Annotated in this window: 17 protein-coding genes and 2 riboswitches; of the genes, 8 read left to right on the forward strand and 9 right to left on the reverse strand. The window is 64.6% G+C overall.

The features are described from left to right. Positions 1 to 87 precede the first annotated feature (87 nt). From UP09_RS27455 to UP09_RS27465, 3 genes are all read left to right on the forward strand, one after another. The gene (locus tag UP09_RS27455; RefSeq protein WP_044541470.1) at positions 88 to 1206 is read left to right on the forward strand and encodes a branched-chain amino acid ABC transporter substrate-binding protein; all 1119 of its coding nucleotides are present in this window, start codon (positions 88 to 90) and stop codon (positions 1204 to 1206) included. 175 nt (positions 1207 to 1381) lie between these two features. Further along, a riboswitch (glycine riboswitch) is annotated at positions 1382 to 1491 on the forward strand. Positions 1492 to 1494: 3 nt separating this feature from the next. Beyond that, positions 1495 to 1609: riboswitch (glycine riboswitch) on the forward strand. Between the two features lie 184 nt (positions 1610 to 1793). Beyond that, complete coding sequence (locus UP09_RS27460; RefSeq protein ID WP_044541471.1) at positions 1794 to 3404, forward strand: ABC transporter substrate-binding protein; 1611 nt, start codon at positions 1794 to 1796, stop codon at positions 3402 to 3404. Between the two features lie 166 nt (positions 3405 to 3570). Then, the gene (locus UP09_RS27465; protein WP_044541472.1) at positions 3571 to 5115 is read left to right on the forward strand and encodes a GMC family oxidoreductase; all 1545 of its coding nucleotides are present in this window, start codon (positions 3571 to 3573) and stop codon (positions 5113 to 5115) included. 31 nt (positions 5116 to 5146) lie between these two features. On the opposite strand, the gene UP09_RS27470 is transcribed toward UP09_RS27465, so the two are convergent. Next, a complete protein-coding gene (locus UP09_RS27470) occupies positions 5147 to 5539 on the reverse strand; it encodes a response regulator (RefSeq protein ID WP_044541473.1) in 393 nt (130 codons plus the stop codon). A 305-nt stretch (positions 5540 to 5844) separates the two neighbouring features. Between UP09_RS27470 and UP09_RS27475 the strand changes: the two genes are divergently transcribed. Beyond that, entirely contained in the window at positions 5845 to 6840 is a 996-nt protein-coding gene (locus UP09_RS27475) for a P1 family peptidase (protein ID WP_044541648.1), read from the forward strand. Between the two features lie 265 nt (positions 6841 to 7105). On the opposite strand, the gene UP09_RS27480 is transcribed toward UP09_RS27475, so the two are convergent. Then, positions 7106 to 7954, reverse strand: coding sequence for an EF-hand domain-containing protein (locus UP09_RS27480; protein WP_044541474.1), 849 nt, complete (start codon positions 7952 to 7954; stop codon positions 7106 to 7108). Between the two features lie 257 nt (positions 7955 to 8211). Here UP09_RS27480 and rpe point away from each other — a divergent pair, with 257 nt between their 5' ends. Both rpe and UP09_RS37785 read left to right on the forward strand, forming a co-directional pair. Continuing rightward, complete coding sequence (rpe, locus tag UP09_RS27485) at positions 8212 to 8913, forward strand: ribulose-phosphate 3-epimerase (RefSeq protein WP_044541475.1); 702 nt, start codon at positions 8212 to 8214, stop codon at positions 8911 to 8913. Between the two features lie 399 nt (positions 8914 to 9312). Then, the gene (locus UP09_RS37785; RefSeq protein WP_156164803.1) at positions 9313 to 9456 is read left to right on the forward strand and encodes a hypothetical protein; all 144 of its coding nucleotides are present in this window, start codon (positions 9313 to 9315) and stop codon (positions 9454 to 9456) included. Between the two features lie 32 nt (positions 9457 to 9488). Here UP09_RS37785 and UP09_RS27490 read toward each other — a convergent pair whose 3' ends face one another. The 7 genes from UP09_RS27490 to UP09_RS27515 all read right to left on the reverse strand — a co-directional run bounded on the left by UP09_RS27490 (position 9489) and on the right by UP09_RS27515 (position 14802). Beyond that, on the reverse strand, positions 9489 to 10955 hold the full coding sequence (locus UP09_RS27490; protein WP_044541476.1) for a serine/threonine protein kinase: 1467 nt from the start codon (positions 10953 to 10955) through the stop codon (positions 9489 to 9491). An 18-nt stretch (positions 10956 to 10973) separates the two neighbouring features. Continuing rightward, complete coding sequence (locus tag UP09_RS27495) at positions 10974 to 11714, reverse strand: metallophosphoesterase family protein (protein ID WP_044541477.1); 741 nt, start codon at positions 11712 to 11714, stop codon at positions 10974 to 10976. Positions 11715 to 11823: 109 nt separating this feature from the next. Then, positions 11824 to 12420 (reverse strand): TetR/AcrR family transcriptional regulator, encoded by a 597-nt coding sequence (locus UP09_RS27500; protein ID WP_044541478.1) that lies wholly within the window; start codon positions 12418 to 12420, stop codon positions 11824 to 11826. Next, on the reverse strand, positions 12417 to 12551 hold the full coding sequence (locus UP09_RS38765; protein ID WP_283806022.1) for a hypothetical protein: 135 nt from the start codon (positions 12549 to 12551) through the stop codon (positions 12417 to 12419). The genes UP09_RS27500 and UP09_RS38765 overlap by 4 nt, the downstream gene beginning before the upstream one ends. A gap of 230 nt (positions 12552 to 12781) precedes the next feature. Next, positions 12782 to 13387 carry a hypothetical protein gene (locus UP09_RS27505; RefSeq protein ID WP_044541479.1) on the reverse strand — a complete coding sequence of 202 codons (606 nt, stop codon included), beginning with the start codon at positions 13385 to 13387 and terminating at the stop codon, positions 12782 to 12784. Continuing rightward, positions 13380 to 14051 (reverse strand): DUF2135 domain-containing protein, encoded by a 672-nt coding sequence (locus UP09_RS27510; protein ID WP_044541480.1) that lies wholly within the window; start codon positions 14049 to 14051, stop codon positions 13380 to 13382. Before UP09_RS27510 ends, UP09_RS27505 begins: the two co-directional genes overlap by 8 nt. Then, complete coding sequence (locus UP09_RS27515) at positions 14041 to 14802, reverse strand: MotA/TolQ/ExbB proton channel family protein (RefSeq protein WP_044541481.1); 762 nt, start codon at positions 14800 to 14802, stop codon at positions 14041 to 14043. Before UP09_RS27515 ends, UP09_RS27510 begins: the two co-directional genes overlap by 11 nt. 184 nt (positions 14803 to 14986) lie before the next feature. Here UP09_RS27515 and UP09_RS27520 point away from each other — a divergent pair, with 184 nt between their 5' ends. After that, the gene (locus UP09_RS27520) at positions 14987 to 16369 is read left to right on the forward strand and encodes a sensor histidine kinase (RefSeq protein WP_044541482.1); all 1383 of its coding nucleotides are present in this window, start codon (positions 14987 to 14989) and stop codon (positions 16367 to 16369) included. Further along, positions 16369 to 17022, forward strand: a complete 654-nt coding sequence (locus UP09_RS27525; RefSeq protein WP_044541483.1) for a response regulator — start codon at positions 16369 to 16371, stop codon at positions 17020 to 17022. The genes UP09_RS27520 and UP09_RS27525 overlap by 1 nt, the downstream gene beginning before the upstream one ends. Positions 17023 to 17070: the final 48 nt, after the last annotated feature.

Genomic DNA, 17070 nt, shown 5'->3' on the forward strand with positions numbered 1-17070 from the left:
CGCGAAATCAGCCGAGAATGGCGCCGGTTATTGTACCCGGCCCAGCCCGGGTTCTTCCCCAAGAGGCAACGACCACGAGGACTTGTCATGAAATCACTAAAGATCATCGGCCTGGCATTGGGCGCTTCGTTCGCATTATCGGCGAGCGCGTTCGCACAGGACATCACCATCGCAGTGGCCGGCCCGATGACGGGCGGCGAATCCGCCTTCGGCCGGCAGATGCAGAACGGCGCCGAGCAGGCCGTCGCCGACATCAACGCGGCCGGCGGCGTTCTCGGCAAGAAGCTCGCGCTGCAATCCAACGACGACGCCTGCGATCCCAAGCAGGCGCGCTCGATCGCGGAAAAGATCGGCAGCGCGAAGATTCCGTTCGTCGCCGGTCACTTCTGCTCGTCGTCCTCGATCCCGGCGTCGGAGGCTTACGCGGACAGCAACGTCCTGCAGATCACGCCGGCTTCGACCAACCCGCTGTTCACCGAGCGCAATCTCTGGAACGTGGCGCGCGTCTGTGGCCGTGACGACCAGCAGGGCATCATCGCCGCCAACTACATCGCGAAGGCCTTCAAGGGCAAGAACATCGCGATCCTGAACGACAAGACCACCTATGGCAAAGGCCTCGCCGACGAGACCAAGAAATCGCTCAACAAGGCCGGTATCACCGAGAAGGTCAACGAGTCCTACAACAAGGGCGACAAGGACTTCAACGCGATCGTCTCGCGCCTGAAGAACGAGAAGATCGACCTCGTCTATGTCGGCGGCTACCATCAGGAATCCGGCCTGATCTTGCGCCAGATGCGTGATCAGGGCCTGCAGGCCGTGCTGATGGCGGGCGACGCCTTGAACGACAAGGAGTTCGCCTCGATCGCCGGTCCCGCCGCCGAAGGCACGCTGTTCACCTTCGGACCCGACCCGCGCAACAAGCCGACCGCCAAGGCGATCGTCGAGAAGTTCAAGGCCAAGAGCATCGATCCCGAAGGCTACACGCTCTACACCTACGCGGCGATCCAGGTCTGGACCCAGGCCGCCGCCAAGGCCGGCACCACCGACGCCAAGAAGGTGATGGCCACCATCAAGGCCGGCGACTGGGACACCGTGCTCGGCAAGATGGGCTTCGACGCCAAGGGCGACATCAAGGCGATCGACTATGTCGTCTACAAGTGGGACGCCAAGGGCAACTACACCCAGATCGACCAGAAAGGCTCCTGACGCATAAGGGCTCCTGACCCGTCAGGATAGCTGTTGAGTCGAAACGCCCCGGTTCGCCGGGGCGTTTTTTCTTTGTCGTTTGCGTGCAAGATCGATCGCATATGATCTGGGCAGCTTCCGATTGAAGTTTAGTCTTGCCTGGTTTCCGAGCGCACAATATCGTTTGACAGTCCAACGCGACGATGCGGGAGAGCTCGAAGCGAAAACAGACACAATGTTTTCGTGTTCGGCGCCGACGGAGCAACCGCCCCGGAAACTCTCAGGCACAAGGACCGTGTCGTCAGGACGATCTGGAGAGAGACGCTGTATTACGATACGGCGTCCACCGAAGGGGATATCCGTTATCGCGCCATGCATTGAGCAATGGCTCCAGCGGATCAAGCTCTCAGGTACCGAGACAGATGGGGCGCCTCCACCGGTTTTCGCCGGTGTCGGGGCGACTCTAGCGTCCGGGAGCCTGTTTAAGACATGCCCATCATTGCACTTGTCGGCGCCGCCCTCACCGGTGCAACGACCATCCGTGCGACGCGGGCGCGCGATTTATCAACGCCACCTGAAGTCCGTTCAGCGTTCACCCGAGGAAAATGATGTCAGCCACTCCGCGCGCCAAAAACGCCCCGATGTCCTTGAAGACCGCATTCCGCGGGCTGCTTGTCGCCACCGCACTGGCGTGGCCGACCTTGTCATCAGCCAAAACCATCAGGGCGGTGATGCACTCGGACCTGCGGGCGCTCGATCCGATCGTCTCGTCGGCCTACATCACGCGCGACCACGGCTATATGGTCTACGACACGCTGGTGGCGATGGACTCCAGCTTCACGATCCGGCCTCAAATGGCGGACTGGAAGATATCCGACGACAAACTGACTTACACCTTCACGCTGCGCGACGGTCTGAAGTGGCACGACGGCACGCCAGTCACTGCGGACGACTGTGTTGCTTCAGTGAAGCGTTGGGCTGCCGTCGACGGCATGGGCCAGAAGCTGATGGACTTCACCGCCAGCCTGGAGGCCACCAATGCCAGGACCATCACGCTGAAGCTCAAAGAGCCCTATGGCCTGGTGCTTGACGCGCTCGGCAAGCCGTCCACGCTTGTGCCTTTCATGATGCCGAAACGCCTTGCCGAAACACCGTCGGACCGGGCGATCGCCGAGCAGATCGGCTCGGGTCCGTTCAAGTTCATCCAGTCGGAGTTCCAGCCCGGCGTCAAAGCCGTCTACGAGAAGAACAAGGACTATGTGCCGCGCGCCGAGCCGCCAAGCTGGACCTCGGGCGGCAAGGTGGTGAAGGTCGATCGCGTCGAGTGGATTACGATGCCCGACGTTCAGACCGCAACCAGCGCGCTTCAGTCCGGGGACATCGATTTCCTGGAACGACCGTCGTTCGACATGCTGCCGATCCTGCAAGCCGACAAGGATTTGACGTCGCGCCCTCTCAGCGGCCTCGGCTTCCAGACCATCGGACGGATGAATTTCCTTTATCCGCCATTCGACAACGTCAAGGTGCGCCGGGCCGCCATGATGGCGTTGAATCAGAAAGACATCCTCGACACCATGATCGGGGATCCGAAGCTCTACAGGATTTGCGGTGCGGTCTTCGGCTGCGACACGCCGCTGGCCTCCGACCTCGGATCGGACTCTCTCGTCAAGGGCAACGGCATGGCGGAGGCCAAGAAGCTGCTGGCCGAATCCGGTTATGACGGCACGCCCGTCGTGATGCTGGCACCGACCGATGTGGTGACGCTCAAGACGCAGCCCATCGTCGCGGCGCAGTTGCTGCGTCAGGCCGGTTTCCAGGTGACGGTCCAGTCGATGGACTGGCAGACGGAAAACGTTGTGCTCGCAAGCCAGAAGCCGCCGAAGGACGGCGGCTGGAACATGTTCTTCACCAACTGGGGCATCGCCGACATCATGAACCCCGTCGTGAGTGCGCCCTTGAACAACAGGGGTCGCAAGGGCGGCTGGGTCGGCTGGCCGGACGACGCGCAGCTGGAGACGCTTCGCGATGGCTTCGCGCGCGCCGCCTCGCCGGACGCGCAGAAGACAATCGCGGCCGAGATTCAGGCCCGCGCGCTCGACCAGGTGACTTACATTCCTCTCGGACAGTATTTTGCGCCGAGTGTCTGGCACAAGGAGCTCACTGGCATGCTCGATGGTCCGGCCACGCCGCTGTTCTGGAACGTCGATAAGTCAGAGTAATCCCAACCCACATGATCCCCGGTCGATGCGGGCGACTATCGGGTGCAGGCCGAGGTCTCCGTCGTGCGATGCAAATGGAAACCGTCAAGGATGTCGGGATGCAATCTGACGTCTTGTGTTCCGGCTTTCCGACGTAACGAGGTTTGATGCGATGTCTTTTGATGCCATGTACGATGTGATCGTTGTCGGCGGCGGCTCTGCCGGCGCCGCCATTGCCGCCCGGTTGTCCGAGGATAAAACCCGGCGCGTGTTGCTGCTGGAAGCAGGCCTCGACTGGCGTGCCGACGAAGCGCCCTGGGAAATCAGGACGCCCAATCCGATTCCGATCATTCACAAGCGGGAATTCCAGGAGAAATGGCAGTGGCCCAACCTCCTGACCCGCCGCATCGCAGGGCAGGAGCCGCGCTTCTACTGGCGCGGCAAGGGGCTGGGCGGCAGCTCGATGATGAACGGCCAGATCGCCATTCGCGGCGTCGCGGACGCCTTCGACGAATGGGCCGCGCTCGGCTGCACCGGCTGGTCTGCGCGCGAGATCATGCCGCTTTTCTCTGACATCGAGGACGATCAGGAATTTGGCGACACCGAGGGACATGGACGCGGCGGCCCGCTGCCGGTCTATCGCGCGCCGCCCGAAAAATGGGGGCCGATCGATCGCGGCCTGCGCGATGCCGCGCTCGCCAGCGGCTATCCATGGTGCGCTGATGTCAATGGCCCCGATGGCGAAGGCGTCGCCTGCTATCCGATCAACAGCCGCGACAGCCGTCGTATCACCACCAACGAAGGCTATCTCGAGCCGGCGCGTGGTCGCGCCAATCTGGAGATCCGTGGCAAGGCGCTGGTCGACCGGGTCGTGATCCGCGACGGCAAGGCCACGGCTGTCCGTGTGCACATCGACGGCCAGGGCACCCGCGAGATCGCCGCGCGTGAGATCGTGCTGTGCGGCGGCGCCATCCACAGCCCGGCGATCCTGCTGCGATCGGGCATTGGCCCCGCGGACGAGCTGCAAGCCATGGGGATCGCGGTCGAGCGTGACCTGCCGGTCGGCCGCCATTTCTTCGATCATCCGCTGTTTCGCATGACGATCCAGTTGCACGAGAATCTGCGGCCCACCGATCCGGATACGCGTCACACCAATTGCTGCGTGACCTATTCGTCCGGTTTGGCCGACGGCGGCAAGCGCGATATGATTATGATCGCCTTCAACCATCGCGGCATCGGAAATTCCGGAGCGATCGGCGCTGGCCTGTTCAACGCCTATTCGCGCGGCCAGCTGAGATTGGCTTCGCCCGATCCGACCATCGATCCCATCGTCGAGGAGAACATGCTGGCCGATCCGCGCGACATGCTGCGCATGACCGATGCGGTGAAGCGGTTCGCCGTGCTGGCTACGCAGCCGGCGCTGGCCGGCATATCGGACTGGATCCGCCTTGGAGATACCGAACTGACCCTGCCGGCCGCCGCGGCCTTGCCGACAGCCGAGCTCGAAGCGGTGCTGCGACGGGAGACCGGCGATATCCAGCATGCGGCGGGCAGCTGCCGCATGGCCGGCGTCAACGATCCCGCGGGCGTAGTCAATCCCGACGGCACGGTGAAGGGGATCGGCGGCCTGCGGGTTGCCGACGCGTCGATCATGCCGTCCGATTGCCGGGCCAATACTCACTTGACAACGGTTGTGATCGGCGAAGCGATTGCCCGGATGATGAGGTCTTAGACGACGCTATCAGCGCGCCGGCTAGACTAGTCTAGCCCGCCGCAACTGCTGCATTCTCGCGCGACACCATCCCGCGCGCGGCTTCGATCGCGCACGCCAACTGGTTCGGCCGGAACGGCTTCTGCAGGCAGACGACGTCGGCAAGCTGCAGCGACCCCGGCAGGAAATCGAGCGCCGTCATTCCGGAGATGGCGACGACAGGAAGATCGGGGACCCGCGCGCGCAACGCCATGATGACGTCGATCCCGTTCTTGCCGTCCAGGAAGATGTCGACAATCGCAAGGTCGAAGGATGAGGCTGCGAATGCCGCCAATGCCTCCGGGGCGTTCGACGCCTCGACGACCTCGAAACGCTGGACGCGCAGCAGGATTGCGATCATCGCCCGGACGTCCGCCTGGTCATCAATCACGAGAATACGGGACATGACGGCTTTCCTCCAGCTTGGCTCTGAGCGAACAGAACCGCGCTTTAACCCTTTGTTTTGACGCGTTGCCGCCTGCTCGAAAACGCAATGGAGCTTTGGCGGTCAGGCTAGGGTCGACAATCGGGAATCAAACGCTATTGCCGTGAATTATCCGATTGGCCGGTAAAGGGGGCGTTACCTCGGTTGCTGCGCCTGTCGCGGCTGCTATACCGGGCCGGACAGAGCGTTTTCGAGCGAAGTGGATACCGGTTCGCGTGAGGAAAACGCGTCAAAACAAGGGTATGCAGGCCCGGGCGGAACCTATCGTGAAAAACCTTCTCACCGACATTGCCGGCGTCAGCGTCGGCCACGCCGACGACGCCGCGATCGCCTCTGGCGTCACCGCCATCATCTTCGACAAGCGGGCGGTGGCCTCGATCGATGTCCGCGGCGGCGGTCCCGGCACCCGCGAGGAAGCTCTGCTTGCGCCGCAGAGCGCCATGGAGGCGATCGATGCCATCACACTCTCAGGCGGCTCCGCGCTCGGGCTCGACGCCGCCGGCGGCGTGCAGGCCTGGCTCGCCGAGCGCGGCCGCGGCTTTCGTGTCCGTGACGCGGTGGTCCCAATCGTGCCCGGCGCGATCTGCTTTGACCTGCTCAACGGCGGCAACAAGGCGTGGGGACGCTTTCCGCCCTATCGCGATCTCGGCTATGCGGCGGCGGATGCGGCCGCAGGCGATTTCCACCTGGGCAGCGTCGGCGCCGGGATGGGCGCGACCACGGCCGGCCTGAAAGGCGGCCTCGGATCGGCGTCGGCGCAAACCGATGACGGTGTGATGGTCGCAGCGCTTGCCGTCGTCAACGCGGTCGGCAGCGTCACCGTCGGCACCGGCCCCTGGTTCTGGGCCGCGCCGTTCGAGGTCGGCAGCGAATTCGGCGGGCGCGGCCTGCCACCGTCATTCACGCCTGACATGCTGAAGATCCGTCTGAAGGGTGGCCCGCAGGCGACGGCCGCCGAGAACACCACGCTGGTCGTGGTCGTGACCGATGCCCAACTGACCAAACCGCAGGCCAAGCGGCTGGCTATGATCGCGCAGACCGGCATGGCGCGCGCGATCTATCCGGTGCACGCGCCGACCGACGGCGATGTGGTGTTTGCGGCGGCGACCGGCGCAAAACCGATCGACCCGCAGTTCGGCCTGACCACGCTCGGCGCGGTGGCGGCCAACACGGTGGCCCGCGCGATCGCACGCGGCGTCTATGCCGCGACCGCCCTGCCCTTCCCCGGCGCGCTGCCGAGCTGGCAGGACCGGTTCGGTTAGAACGCTGAGCTGAAGTTGAATGGCAACCGCGACGGCATTGCGCTCCCTCGCCCCGTTCTTACGGGGAGAGGGTTGGGGTGAGGGGCTGCTGCCGCAATCGCGGTGAGAGACGGACTCGCGGAGAGTCCCCCTCACCCGCAATGCATCGTGCGATGCGTCATAGCCGAGGCCTTGCCTCGGCGTTCTTGAGAACGGCCGCCGAGGGCGGCCTATGCCTCTCCCCGCACGCGGGGAGAGGCGAAGGAAAGCCGCCTGCGCGATCAACCTACGCGGTAAGCGCCACCGATGACGAGGCCTGTGCGGCGATGGCCTGCGACTGGCGCTGGATCAGCTGCTCGATGAAATTGTACGACGAGGTCGCGTTGCTGGAGGTGGACGCCGAGGCCGCCGCCGACGTCATCGACACCTTCGAACCGTCGGCGTAGGTCATCGTGGTCGTGGTCGAGCCGTCGCTGTTGGTCACCGTGGTGCTGGTGGTGCCATCGGTCGAGCTCGATCCACCGGAGCCGCTGGAGCCCGAGCCGCCGCTGGAGCCGGTGCCGTCGGTCGAACTATCGGCCATGTGGTGATGGTGGCCGCCGCCCTTGTGGCCCTGCAGCGCCTTCGACATCTCGTCAAGGCTCACCGAACCGTCGCCATTGGTGTCGAGCTTCGAGAAAACGTCGTCGGCCTGTGCGGTGTTGGTGCCGCCGGCGCCAAGCGCACTCTCGAATTCCGATTTGGAGATCGAGCCGTCACCGTTGGCGTCGATCTGCGAGAACAGGTCCTGCAGCGCGCTCGAGGAACTGGTTGAGGTCGTGCCGGTCGAGCTGGCGGAACTGGTCGAACCGCTCGTGCTGGCCGAGGCTGTGGTCTGCGACTGGCTTTGCGCTGACAGCAGCGCGCTCATCATCTCCGGCGAGATCTGCGGGCAGCCGCTGGCAGATCCGGCACTCGTGCTGCTGGCGGTCGAACTCGATGCGATCGTCGAGGCATCGAACAGGCCGCTGCTCTGGCTGGAACTCGTCGACGACGCCGATGACGACGACGATGCCGTCGGTGACGACGACTTCGACGAGGTCAGCAGGCTCAAAATGTCCAGGGCCGACGACGCGGCGCCAAGGGCAAACAACATGGCAGTACTCCACACAACGCCGCGCGCGGCGGCTCGAACCCCATGCCAGTACTCTGAGCAAGCGACGTGCCATGGCAAAAACTCAATAAAATCGGGCATTTCCCGCAACGGAGGTAGTTCGGAACACCCGGCAAGAGCTGCCGCCGCGGCAGATTTTTCCGCCCACAGTTCCGAGATCCCCCTCGCATTGCCCGCTACGTATCCGCATGTTAGGCGGGGCCATCACACGGCCCTCGAAGCCTTCAGGGAAAGCGCATATGTCCCAGTCATTCGCTCCGCGTCCCCTCGTCATCGCGCCGTCGATCCTGGCGTCGGATTTCTCCAGGCTTGGCGAGGAGGTCCGCGCCGTCGACCAGGCCGGCGCCGACTGGCTTCATCTCGACGTGATGGATGGGCATTTCGTTCCCAACATCTCTTATGGCCCCGACGTCATCAAGGCGATGCGGCCGCACACCAAGAAGATCTTCGACGCGCATCTGATGATCTCGCCGTGCGATCCGTATCTCGAAGCCTTCGCCAAGGCGGGCTGCGACCACATCACGGTGCATGCCGAGGCGGGCCCGCATCTGCATCGCTCGCTGCAGGCGATCCGCGCGCTCGGCAAGAAAGCCGGCGTCTCGCTCAATCCGGGAACCCCGCCAAGCGCGATCGAGTACGTGCTCGACCTGGTCGACCTCGTGCTCGTGATGTCCGTCAATCCCGGCTTCGGCGGCCAGGCCTTCATCCGCTCGGCGCTCGGCAAGGTCAGCGACGTCAGGGCGATGACCGCCGGACGCCCGATCGACATCGAGGTCGATGGCGGTGTCGCGCCCGATGTCGCGGGCCAGCTCGCCGCCGCCGGCGCCAACGCCTTTGTTGCCGGCTCAGCGGTGTTCAAGGGCGGCACCGTCGAGGCCTACAAGACCAACATCGCGGCCATCCGCAACGCCGCCGCGCAGGCGCGCGGAGAAGCGATCTAGCTAGCGCGCGGACGCATTAGCACGCAGCCAAATTCGGATTGATGCACCAATCAATCGAAGCCTTCGGCTGCTTATTGCATGCATTCCAGATCACGGGTGGCTGACAATATCTACGAGCTTCGCGACGGCAGCGGCATCGGTGTGTTTACGCCGCAATTCGGCGCGCGCCGCGGCTACTATGCGGGCATCTCGCAGAAGCTGTGAAATCATTTCGCTTTTGCGGAATTGGATCGCTTCTGTCAGGCAATAGCGCGCACGTCTGCCTGAAGGTGCGGCGCACACCAACCTGCTGCGCTGCGGCATGCACAACATTCGTGCGGGCAACGTGTTCATACGGTCTTCACAGACTCATCCAAAACGATGCACAACAATCTCAAAATATATTGAGGGAGGCGCATCGTGACGATGGCCATTGTTTGGACAGGTTTACCTTTGTGGATTGGCTTGAACGTAGCGTTCGTCGCGCGGCGCATGTATGTGACATCGCCCGAGCGGGCCAATGCGGCGCGCCGCGTCACATGCGCTTACCTGCGCCGCGTCTGACGGCAATCCGCGGCGCGCGAGCCGTCGCTTGATCAGAACAATCCTGGTGGCGTGACGGCGGCCTCGTCGGCCGGCCGGTCCGCCGCTTTAGCGTCGTCGCCCGCCCCCGCCGGCGACGCCAGACGCGAGGGCCGCACCACGGTCACGGTGCACGGCGCTTCCGACGCGATCCTGGCCGAGACGCTGCCGAGCAGCGAGCGCATCATCGAGTTCTGCCGCGCGCCGATGATGATGTGGTCGACGAGATTGACCGCGGCAAATTCGAGGATAGCGGCGGCGGGATCGATCGCCTCCAGCACGTGCACGGTGAGCCTGGACTCGTCGAGCTGGAACGGCCGCGCCCAATGCTGGAGCGCCACCAGGCGGTCAACATGCTTGTTCTGGCCCTGCTCGTCGAGCGTCCGGTCGAGCGCCAGGAGATTCAGCTTCAACACGCTCAAGCAGGCCAGCCGGGCCGAGGGCAAGGTCGAGAGCGCCTGCTCGGCCGCGACGCGGATGGCCTCGTTCAGCGCGCCGGACCCCTCGGTGGTATCCAGCGCGACCGCGACGATCGGGCTCGACGCGAGCTGGGCCTCGACATCCGACTTTGGCTGCGGCTGCATCGTGCCGAGATTGAAGCGGCGGTGCCAGACGGTCCTGAGCGGATCGCGCTTGATGCGCTGCGATCGCGCCGTCAACTTCACCTTTTCAGGATGGGCGAGGTCGAAGGCAAGCTGGGCAGCGGTCGGATAGCGCGCAGCCGGGTCGATCTCCAGGCAGCGCAGCACGATCTCCTGCAGCCATGGCGGATAGTCGCCCCGAAGCTTGCGCGGCGGCGTGGGATCGCGCCACAGCCGCCGGCGCATGCCGCGCAAGGTCTCGGTCTCGCCGAACGGCCGCACACCCGTGGTGAAAAAATATAGCAGCACGCCGAGCGAGAACAGGTCACTGCGCGGATCGTCGCGGACGCCGAGCAGGCGCTCCGGTGCCATGTAGGGCGCGGTGCCGTAAGGCAGGCGAAACTCCTCCTGCAGGAGATCGGGCAGGTGGTTGTGGTGCGACAGGCCGAAATCGATCAGCACCGCCTCGCCACGCTCGCGGAACATGATGCTGCTCGGCTTGATGTCGTGGTGGATGACGTTCTGCCGGTGCAGATTGGCGAGCGCGGACGCAACCTTGCCGGCGATCGCCCTCGCCTCCTCGTAACCCAGCGGCAGATCGCCGAGCCGCTTGTAGAGCGTTTGGCCGCCAATGCGCTCCATCACCACATAGGCCTGCCGCTCGAAATCGCCGGTGCCGAAACAGGCCGGCACGTGCGGTCCGGACAGCCGCGGCAGGATCATCTGTTCCATCTCGAAGCTGACGATCGCCGCCGGATCCTCGCCCTCCGCCGTCAGCGGCACCTTCATCAGCAGGGCCACATCGATGCCGGGATGGGTCACGCTCCACAGCGTCGCCATGCCGCCGCGGTGGACGCATTCGCCGACGGCAAAACCATCGATCTCAGCGCCCGGCTGCATCGCTTGGACGACCACGGATCACCTGCCGATCAACAGGCGATCGGCCAACCAGCGCGGCAGGCCGCTCACCCTGATCCGCGTCGCCGCGGCGTCGACGTCGTAGGGCACGCGCAGATAGGTGATGGCGCGGCTCACCGTATCGAACATCGCAAAGGACGCGGCGGGATCGCCGTCGCGCGGCTGCCCGACCGAGCCGAGCACCGCAAGCCAGCGCCGCCCCGTCAGCAGTTGCACCTCGATATCGGCGGTCGGAACGAAGCTCGTCATCTTCGCGGCCGACGACAGCGAGTAGAGGCCGGGCCGGTGGATATGGCCGCAGAACGTGACGTGCTGCTCGGTCGCCATCATGCTGCGCGCGGCGTCCGAGGAATCGCGGACATAGCGCCAGCCTTCCGGATCCGACGCCTCCGAATGCACGTAAAGGCGGTTGTCCTCCTCGCGCATGATCGGCAAACCAGCAAGGAACGCGCGCTGCTCCGCGCCGAGCCGGCCGCGGGTCCAGTCGATCGCCGCCTGCGCATCCGAATTCATGCTGTCGCTGGGCACACCGATCGCATTGTCATGGTTGCCGCGCACCGCGATCGCGCCCTTGGCCACGAGGTCGGTCACCGTATCGACGGCCCATTCCGGATCGGCGCCGTAGCCGACGATGTCGCCGAGGCAGATCAGCCGCTCGGCGCCACGCGCGCGCGCAGCCTCGAGGCAGGCGGCAAAGGCCTGCCGGTTGGCGTGAATATCGGCAAACAGCGCAAGGCGCATGGTCGTCCGCGTTCCCAGTCCCAGCCGATATCAAGCACACGCAACCCCTGGCTCGCAATCGGGCCAAAGGCATCAGTCGATGATGGAATATCGGAAGAGAAAGCTGGCGCTAGTGCTTGCGCGGCGCTTCCAGGCCCTTCAGCAGCAGGCTGATCAGGGCTTCGATCCGCGACGGGCATTCCGGCTTGGCCCATTCCTCGGCATGCGCCGGGTGGTGGTAGCGGACGGTCGCATCGAACACGGCGCGTGCCGTTGCCTTGACGTCGTCGATCGCGAACACGCCCTGAGCGACACCGTCGGACAGGACCTTCGCGAGCAGGTCGACCTGCTTGTCCTTGTAGGCCTCCACCACCTCGCGGGCGTCCTGCGCCAGCGCCAGATAGGTCGCAAACATCTCAGGATCGTCGCAGACTTTCTTCTGCTTGATCGCAAACATCGTGCGCAGCCATCGCTCGAGCCGCTCCGGCGCCGGGCCTGAGGCCGCCGCGAGCTTGCACAGCGGCTCATTGGCCCGGTCGAGCCAACGCTTGGCGACGGCATCGCGCAGCGAGGCCTTGCTGGGGAAATGGCGGTAGACGCTGCCGTGGCTGACATCCAACGCACGGGCAACGTCGACGACGGTGGCCTTGGCGAGCCCGAAGCGCCTCAAAACATCCTCGGTTGCTTCGAGGATCCGCTCGGGCGTCAAAACCACCGTCTCGTTCATGCGTTTACCGTCTGGTTATCGCTGTCCTGGCCGCGGGAGAATTTGGCGGCCTGGGCGGCCAAATGGCGGGCGACGCGAACGTTGAGCCACTGTTGAATCTGGGAGGTCAAATGGATGATTTCGATAGTCATGGGGGTAGTCCTTAGAGGTAGTCATTGAAGTTTAGGCCGAGCCGCCGGCCAAACGCCGAACACCACGTGACACCCTAGCCCCGGCGTCATCGTGAATATACCATCGCGCTGACAGATTTCAATATCTGTCAGACGATTATTTTTAATCCACCGGTCGGCAAAATGAGCTCGGGCTGCCCTGGGACCTCGGGAACCCGAGAACCAGCCCGCGCTTGTGAACCAGTTCGGGCCTATTCGGCGTCCTTGGGCGGCATCCGGGGCGGCGGCAGCGGCGTGAAAACCGATCCTTGTGCCCCCGCCGGCGGGGGCCTGAACTCGCCGGTCGTGGAATCGCCGCCTGAGGTCTCCAGAATCGTCTTCGGCGTGACGTACTCCCTGACGAGGTCCAGGATGGTCCCCTCGCCTCCGCCAAAATCCGCAGCCCGGCCGCCTTGCGCATGCCCGGCCTTGATCTCGTTCTCCGCGGTGTGGGTCTGCTCGGCCAGCGCGTCGGTGTAGGGAACGCGGAAGGCACGGGGAACGGCGCTTGGCCGATTGTCGTCGTCGAGTTCCTCGACCCAGAGATAGATCGCGCCAGGGTCGCCCTCCAGCGAATGCGGTTCGACGATCCGCGCCTGCAGAAGCTTGAAGGCCGCAGGCAGCCGGTCCGTTGTGGCCCAGCCGAGCAGCCCGCGCATACCGCCGAAGCTGACGACATAGAAGGTGCTGGTCACGATGATTGCGATCGCCTTCACCGACCAATGCAGCCGCGCATAGACCAATACGATCAACAACAGCGCACCGATCACTGCATAGGCGACCGCGAGCGTGAGGATGACCGACTGCAAGCTACTCACGGTGCATCCTCACCCCTGTCTTCGGGTCGAGATCGGCACCGTTGGCGCGGACATTGCGAAACGTCTCGAGCAGCGATTTCGGCCGCTGGTCGACGTTGATCACCTTGCCCTCGGAATCGAGGCGAAACCGCACCGCGGTCTTCTCGTCGCCGGTGTGAGTGACGGTCAGCTTGTTGTCGAAGATCACCTGCGCCGTCGGATTGAGCTTCTGCACCTTCACATTCGCCTCGACCGGCTCGCCGGTCGTCGCCTGGAAATGCGAGATGTTGACGGTGTATTCGCCGGGGACGATGCCACGCACCGTGACGATCTCCTCGCGGATCGGCGACTGAATCTTCTTGCCGTTGACCACGATGAAGTCGTTGGCGCCGCCGCGATCGTCGCGGTCGAGTGTCAGGAACCCGGCCTCGCGATGCCGGTACCAGGCAATGTTGCCGGCGGGGTCCTGCACGAACAGGTCGAGATCGTCAGGATGATTGTCCGGCCAGTCCATCGTGATGATGAATTCGGCCTTGGACTCGATCTTGCCGTCCTTGGCATCCGGCGACACCGAAAGCAGCGCCAGGAAGAACAGGAACGAGATCACCTGCAGCGCCTTGAACAGCATCACGCCGAGCGGATCGAATGACTCCTCGCGCGGATAGAGGCCGAAATCATCCATCATGACGGCGTTCCAAAGCCGGCGTAACATGCGTCTCGGTCAGCATGACGGCATCGGAAAAGACCCGCTGGGTCGCGGAATCGAGCATGTAGTACTGGATCCTGACCAGGATCGATCCGATCAGACCCGCCAGCGTCGTGTACATCGCGACCGCCATGCCGTCGCTCATCAGCCCCATCGATGATTTCATCGCGACCTTGTCGGCGGCATCGAGCGTCGCGATTGGCGCCAGCATGATGATGAAGCCGATAATGGTGCCGAGCAGCCCGAGCTTCATCAGCGTGTCGGAGACGAAGGCGCCAAAGCCGTTGGAACCGCGCAGACGGTCCGCCAGTGTCCGGAGCAGCAGCGTCTGGTCGATCCGGGCGCCGGCCTGCGCCTTGGCCTTCTGGATCAGGCTGCGGATGTGATCGCTGACCAGTCCGCCGGGCAGGCTCTGCGCATCGGTGGCAAGCGCCTTGGCGCCGTCGGGCGCTGCCAGGATCGCGCGACAGCCCCGAGCCTCCTCTCCCTCCCGCGCGATCGCCCGCGTCCGCCAGAAGCAATGCGCACAAGTGACGATGTAGAGAACGGCGATCACGCTCGAAATGTAGGTGCGGTCGGAACTGACCATCAGACGGACCAGCCCGTAGCGCCAGAGCAGGAACACGGCAAAGATCGAGATGCCGGTGAAGATCATCCAGAGCAGCAGGACGCTGCGTTCCGACGTGTCCGTGCCTGACGATGCGGCCGCGGCTCCGCTCCTGGCACTCATGCTGCGTGAACTCCCTGCGAGACTGCCTCGCCAGAACAGAAGACCAGAGCCGGCAGGCGCCGTCCAAAGACATCTGCCCAAGCATCATCGGGCAAATTTCCCGACCTGCTGGCATCGCCCGGCTTGCAATTGGCGGGGAATGGCGCTGCTGTTACGCTTAGCCACAGATTGCGGAGTGGATCGCATGCGCCTCGTGCTTCAACTGGTCGCCCGCCTGCTCGTTATCGTCGCCTTGTGCCTGGGAGCGGCCACGATCTGGGCCACGATCGATGCCTATCGCAGCGTCGATCGCGCCACGTCCGCATCCGCCGAGCGAGTCTCGCAAGCGCTCGAAGCGCTCTACTGGCGTGAATTGCTGTTGCGCAGCAATCGCATGCGCGAGCAATTGCTGCCGTCGCCCGACTGGCGCACCATCGAGACGATGGGGCTGATCTCGCCCGGGATCTGCGTCCAGTTCGAGCCCGCGGGCGCGTTCGAGAGGCCACTGTGCGGCCAGAGCAAGGGGATCGGCAGGGCGCCGCCGCGCTGGTTTGGCGCCATCGTGCAGACCGTGCTCGGCAATCATGCAACCGTGACGCAGCCGATCAGCACCCGCGCCGCAACCGCGGGAACCGTGCTCGCCAACCCCGATCCGGATGCCGCGATCGCGCTGGCCTGGCAGCACATCCTTGATAACATCCACGTCGCGCTGCTGATGGCGTTGGCGATCGCGCTGCTGGCCTCATTGGCCATCGCGCATACACTGGCGCCGGCACGCTCGATCGTCGCGGCGCTGCAGCGCATGGCTGATGGCCAATACCGGACACCATTGCCGCGGATCCGCTCGATGGAACTGGCGATGATCGGACAGGCGGTAAGCGATCTCGGCGAGCGCCTCGCGCAGGCCCAGGAGGAACGCGCCGTGCTGACCCGGCGCCTGCTCGAAATCCGCAACGACGAGCGGCGCGCGCTGGCCCGCGAGCTGCACGATGAGTTCGGACAAAACTTGACCGCGGTCCTGGCCTTCGCCACCACGATCGAGGCGAGCAGTACGCAAAACAAGCAAGACAAGACCAACGCAAGCGAAATCGCGCAGGATGCCCGCATGATCTCGCAGGCGACGCGCCATATCATGACCTGCCTGCGCGGCACGCTAAGCCGGCTGCGCCATCCGCCGGCCGAGGAGCTCGGGCTGGAGGCGAGCCTCGTCGACCTCGTCGACAGCTGGCGATCGCAGGCCACGACGCAGCCGCTGATCCAGCTCGACCTGCACGGCGATCTCGCCGATATCAGCGGCAAAGTCGCTGCCACCGCCTACCGCGTCGCGCAGGAATGCCTGACCAACGCGTTGCGCCACAGCGACGCCCGCGAGATCGTGCTGCGGATCGAGCGGCGAGCTGGACCGGAGAATACGCTGCTGATCCGCGTCGAGGACGATGGCGGCGGCGATGCGGCCAAGGTGGCGCGGTCGGCGGGCTTCGGCCTCACCGGCGTCAGCGAACGCGTGGCAGCCCTTGGCGGCTCACTGTCGATCGCACGCGCAAGCCGCGGCCTCAGCGTCGCCGCCACCATCCCGCTCGCCGCGTGATGACCACGTCGAAGACCAGAGATATCTCGATCCTGCTGGTTGACGACCATCCCGTCGTCCGGCAGGGCTACCGGCGCGTGCTGGAACATCAGGACGATTTCCGCGTGGTTGCGGAAGCCGACAACGCGGCGAACGCGTATCGCGCGTTCAAGTCGCACGAGCCCGACGTCGTGATCATGGATATCTCGATGCCGGGAGCAAGCGGCCTGGAGGCGATCCGCAACATCCGCGCGCGCAGCCCCGACGCCCACATCCTGGTCTTCAGCATGCACAGCGAAGCCGCGCAGGTGAAGGCCGCGTTCGGCGCCGGCGCCAGCGGCTTCGTCACCAAGGGCAGCGAACCGGCGGCGCTGATCGATGCGATCCGCATCGTGGCCCGCGGCGAGCACGCGATGAGCGACGATATCGCCCGGGTGCTGGCGATGGACAGCCTGGTGCCGACGCAATCGGTGCTCGATCAGCTCGGCGAGCGGGAGATCGAGATCCTCCGCCAGCTCGCGGCCGGCAGCACCAAGGAGCAGATCGCGGACAATCTCAACCTCAGCACCAAGACCGTGCAGAACTACCACTACCTCATCAAGGCCAAGACCGGCATGCGAACCGACGCGCAGCTCGTCCGCTTGGCCGTCGAATGCGGGCTGGCCAATTTGTAGGGACTTTGCTCCCTCGCCCCGCCCTTCGCGGGGAGAGGATTGGGTGAG

Source organism: Bradyrhizobium sp. LTSP885 (assembly GCF_000938305.1).
In the GTDB taxonomy this organism is placed as follows: domain Bacteria; phylum Pseudomonadota; class Alphaproteobacteria; order Rhizobiales; family Xanthobacteraceae; genus Bradyrhizobium.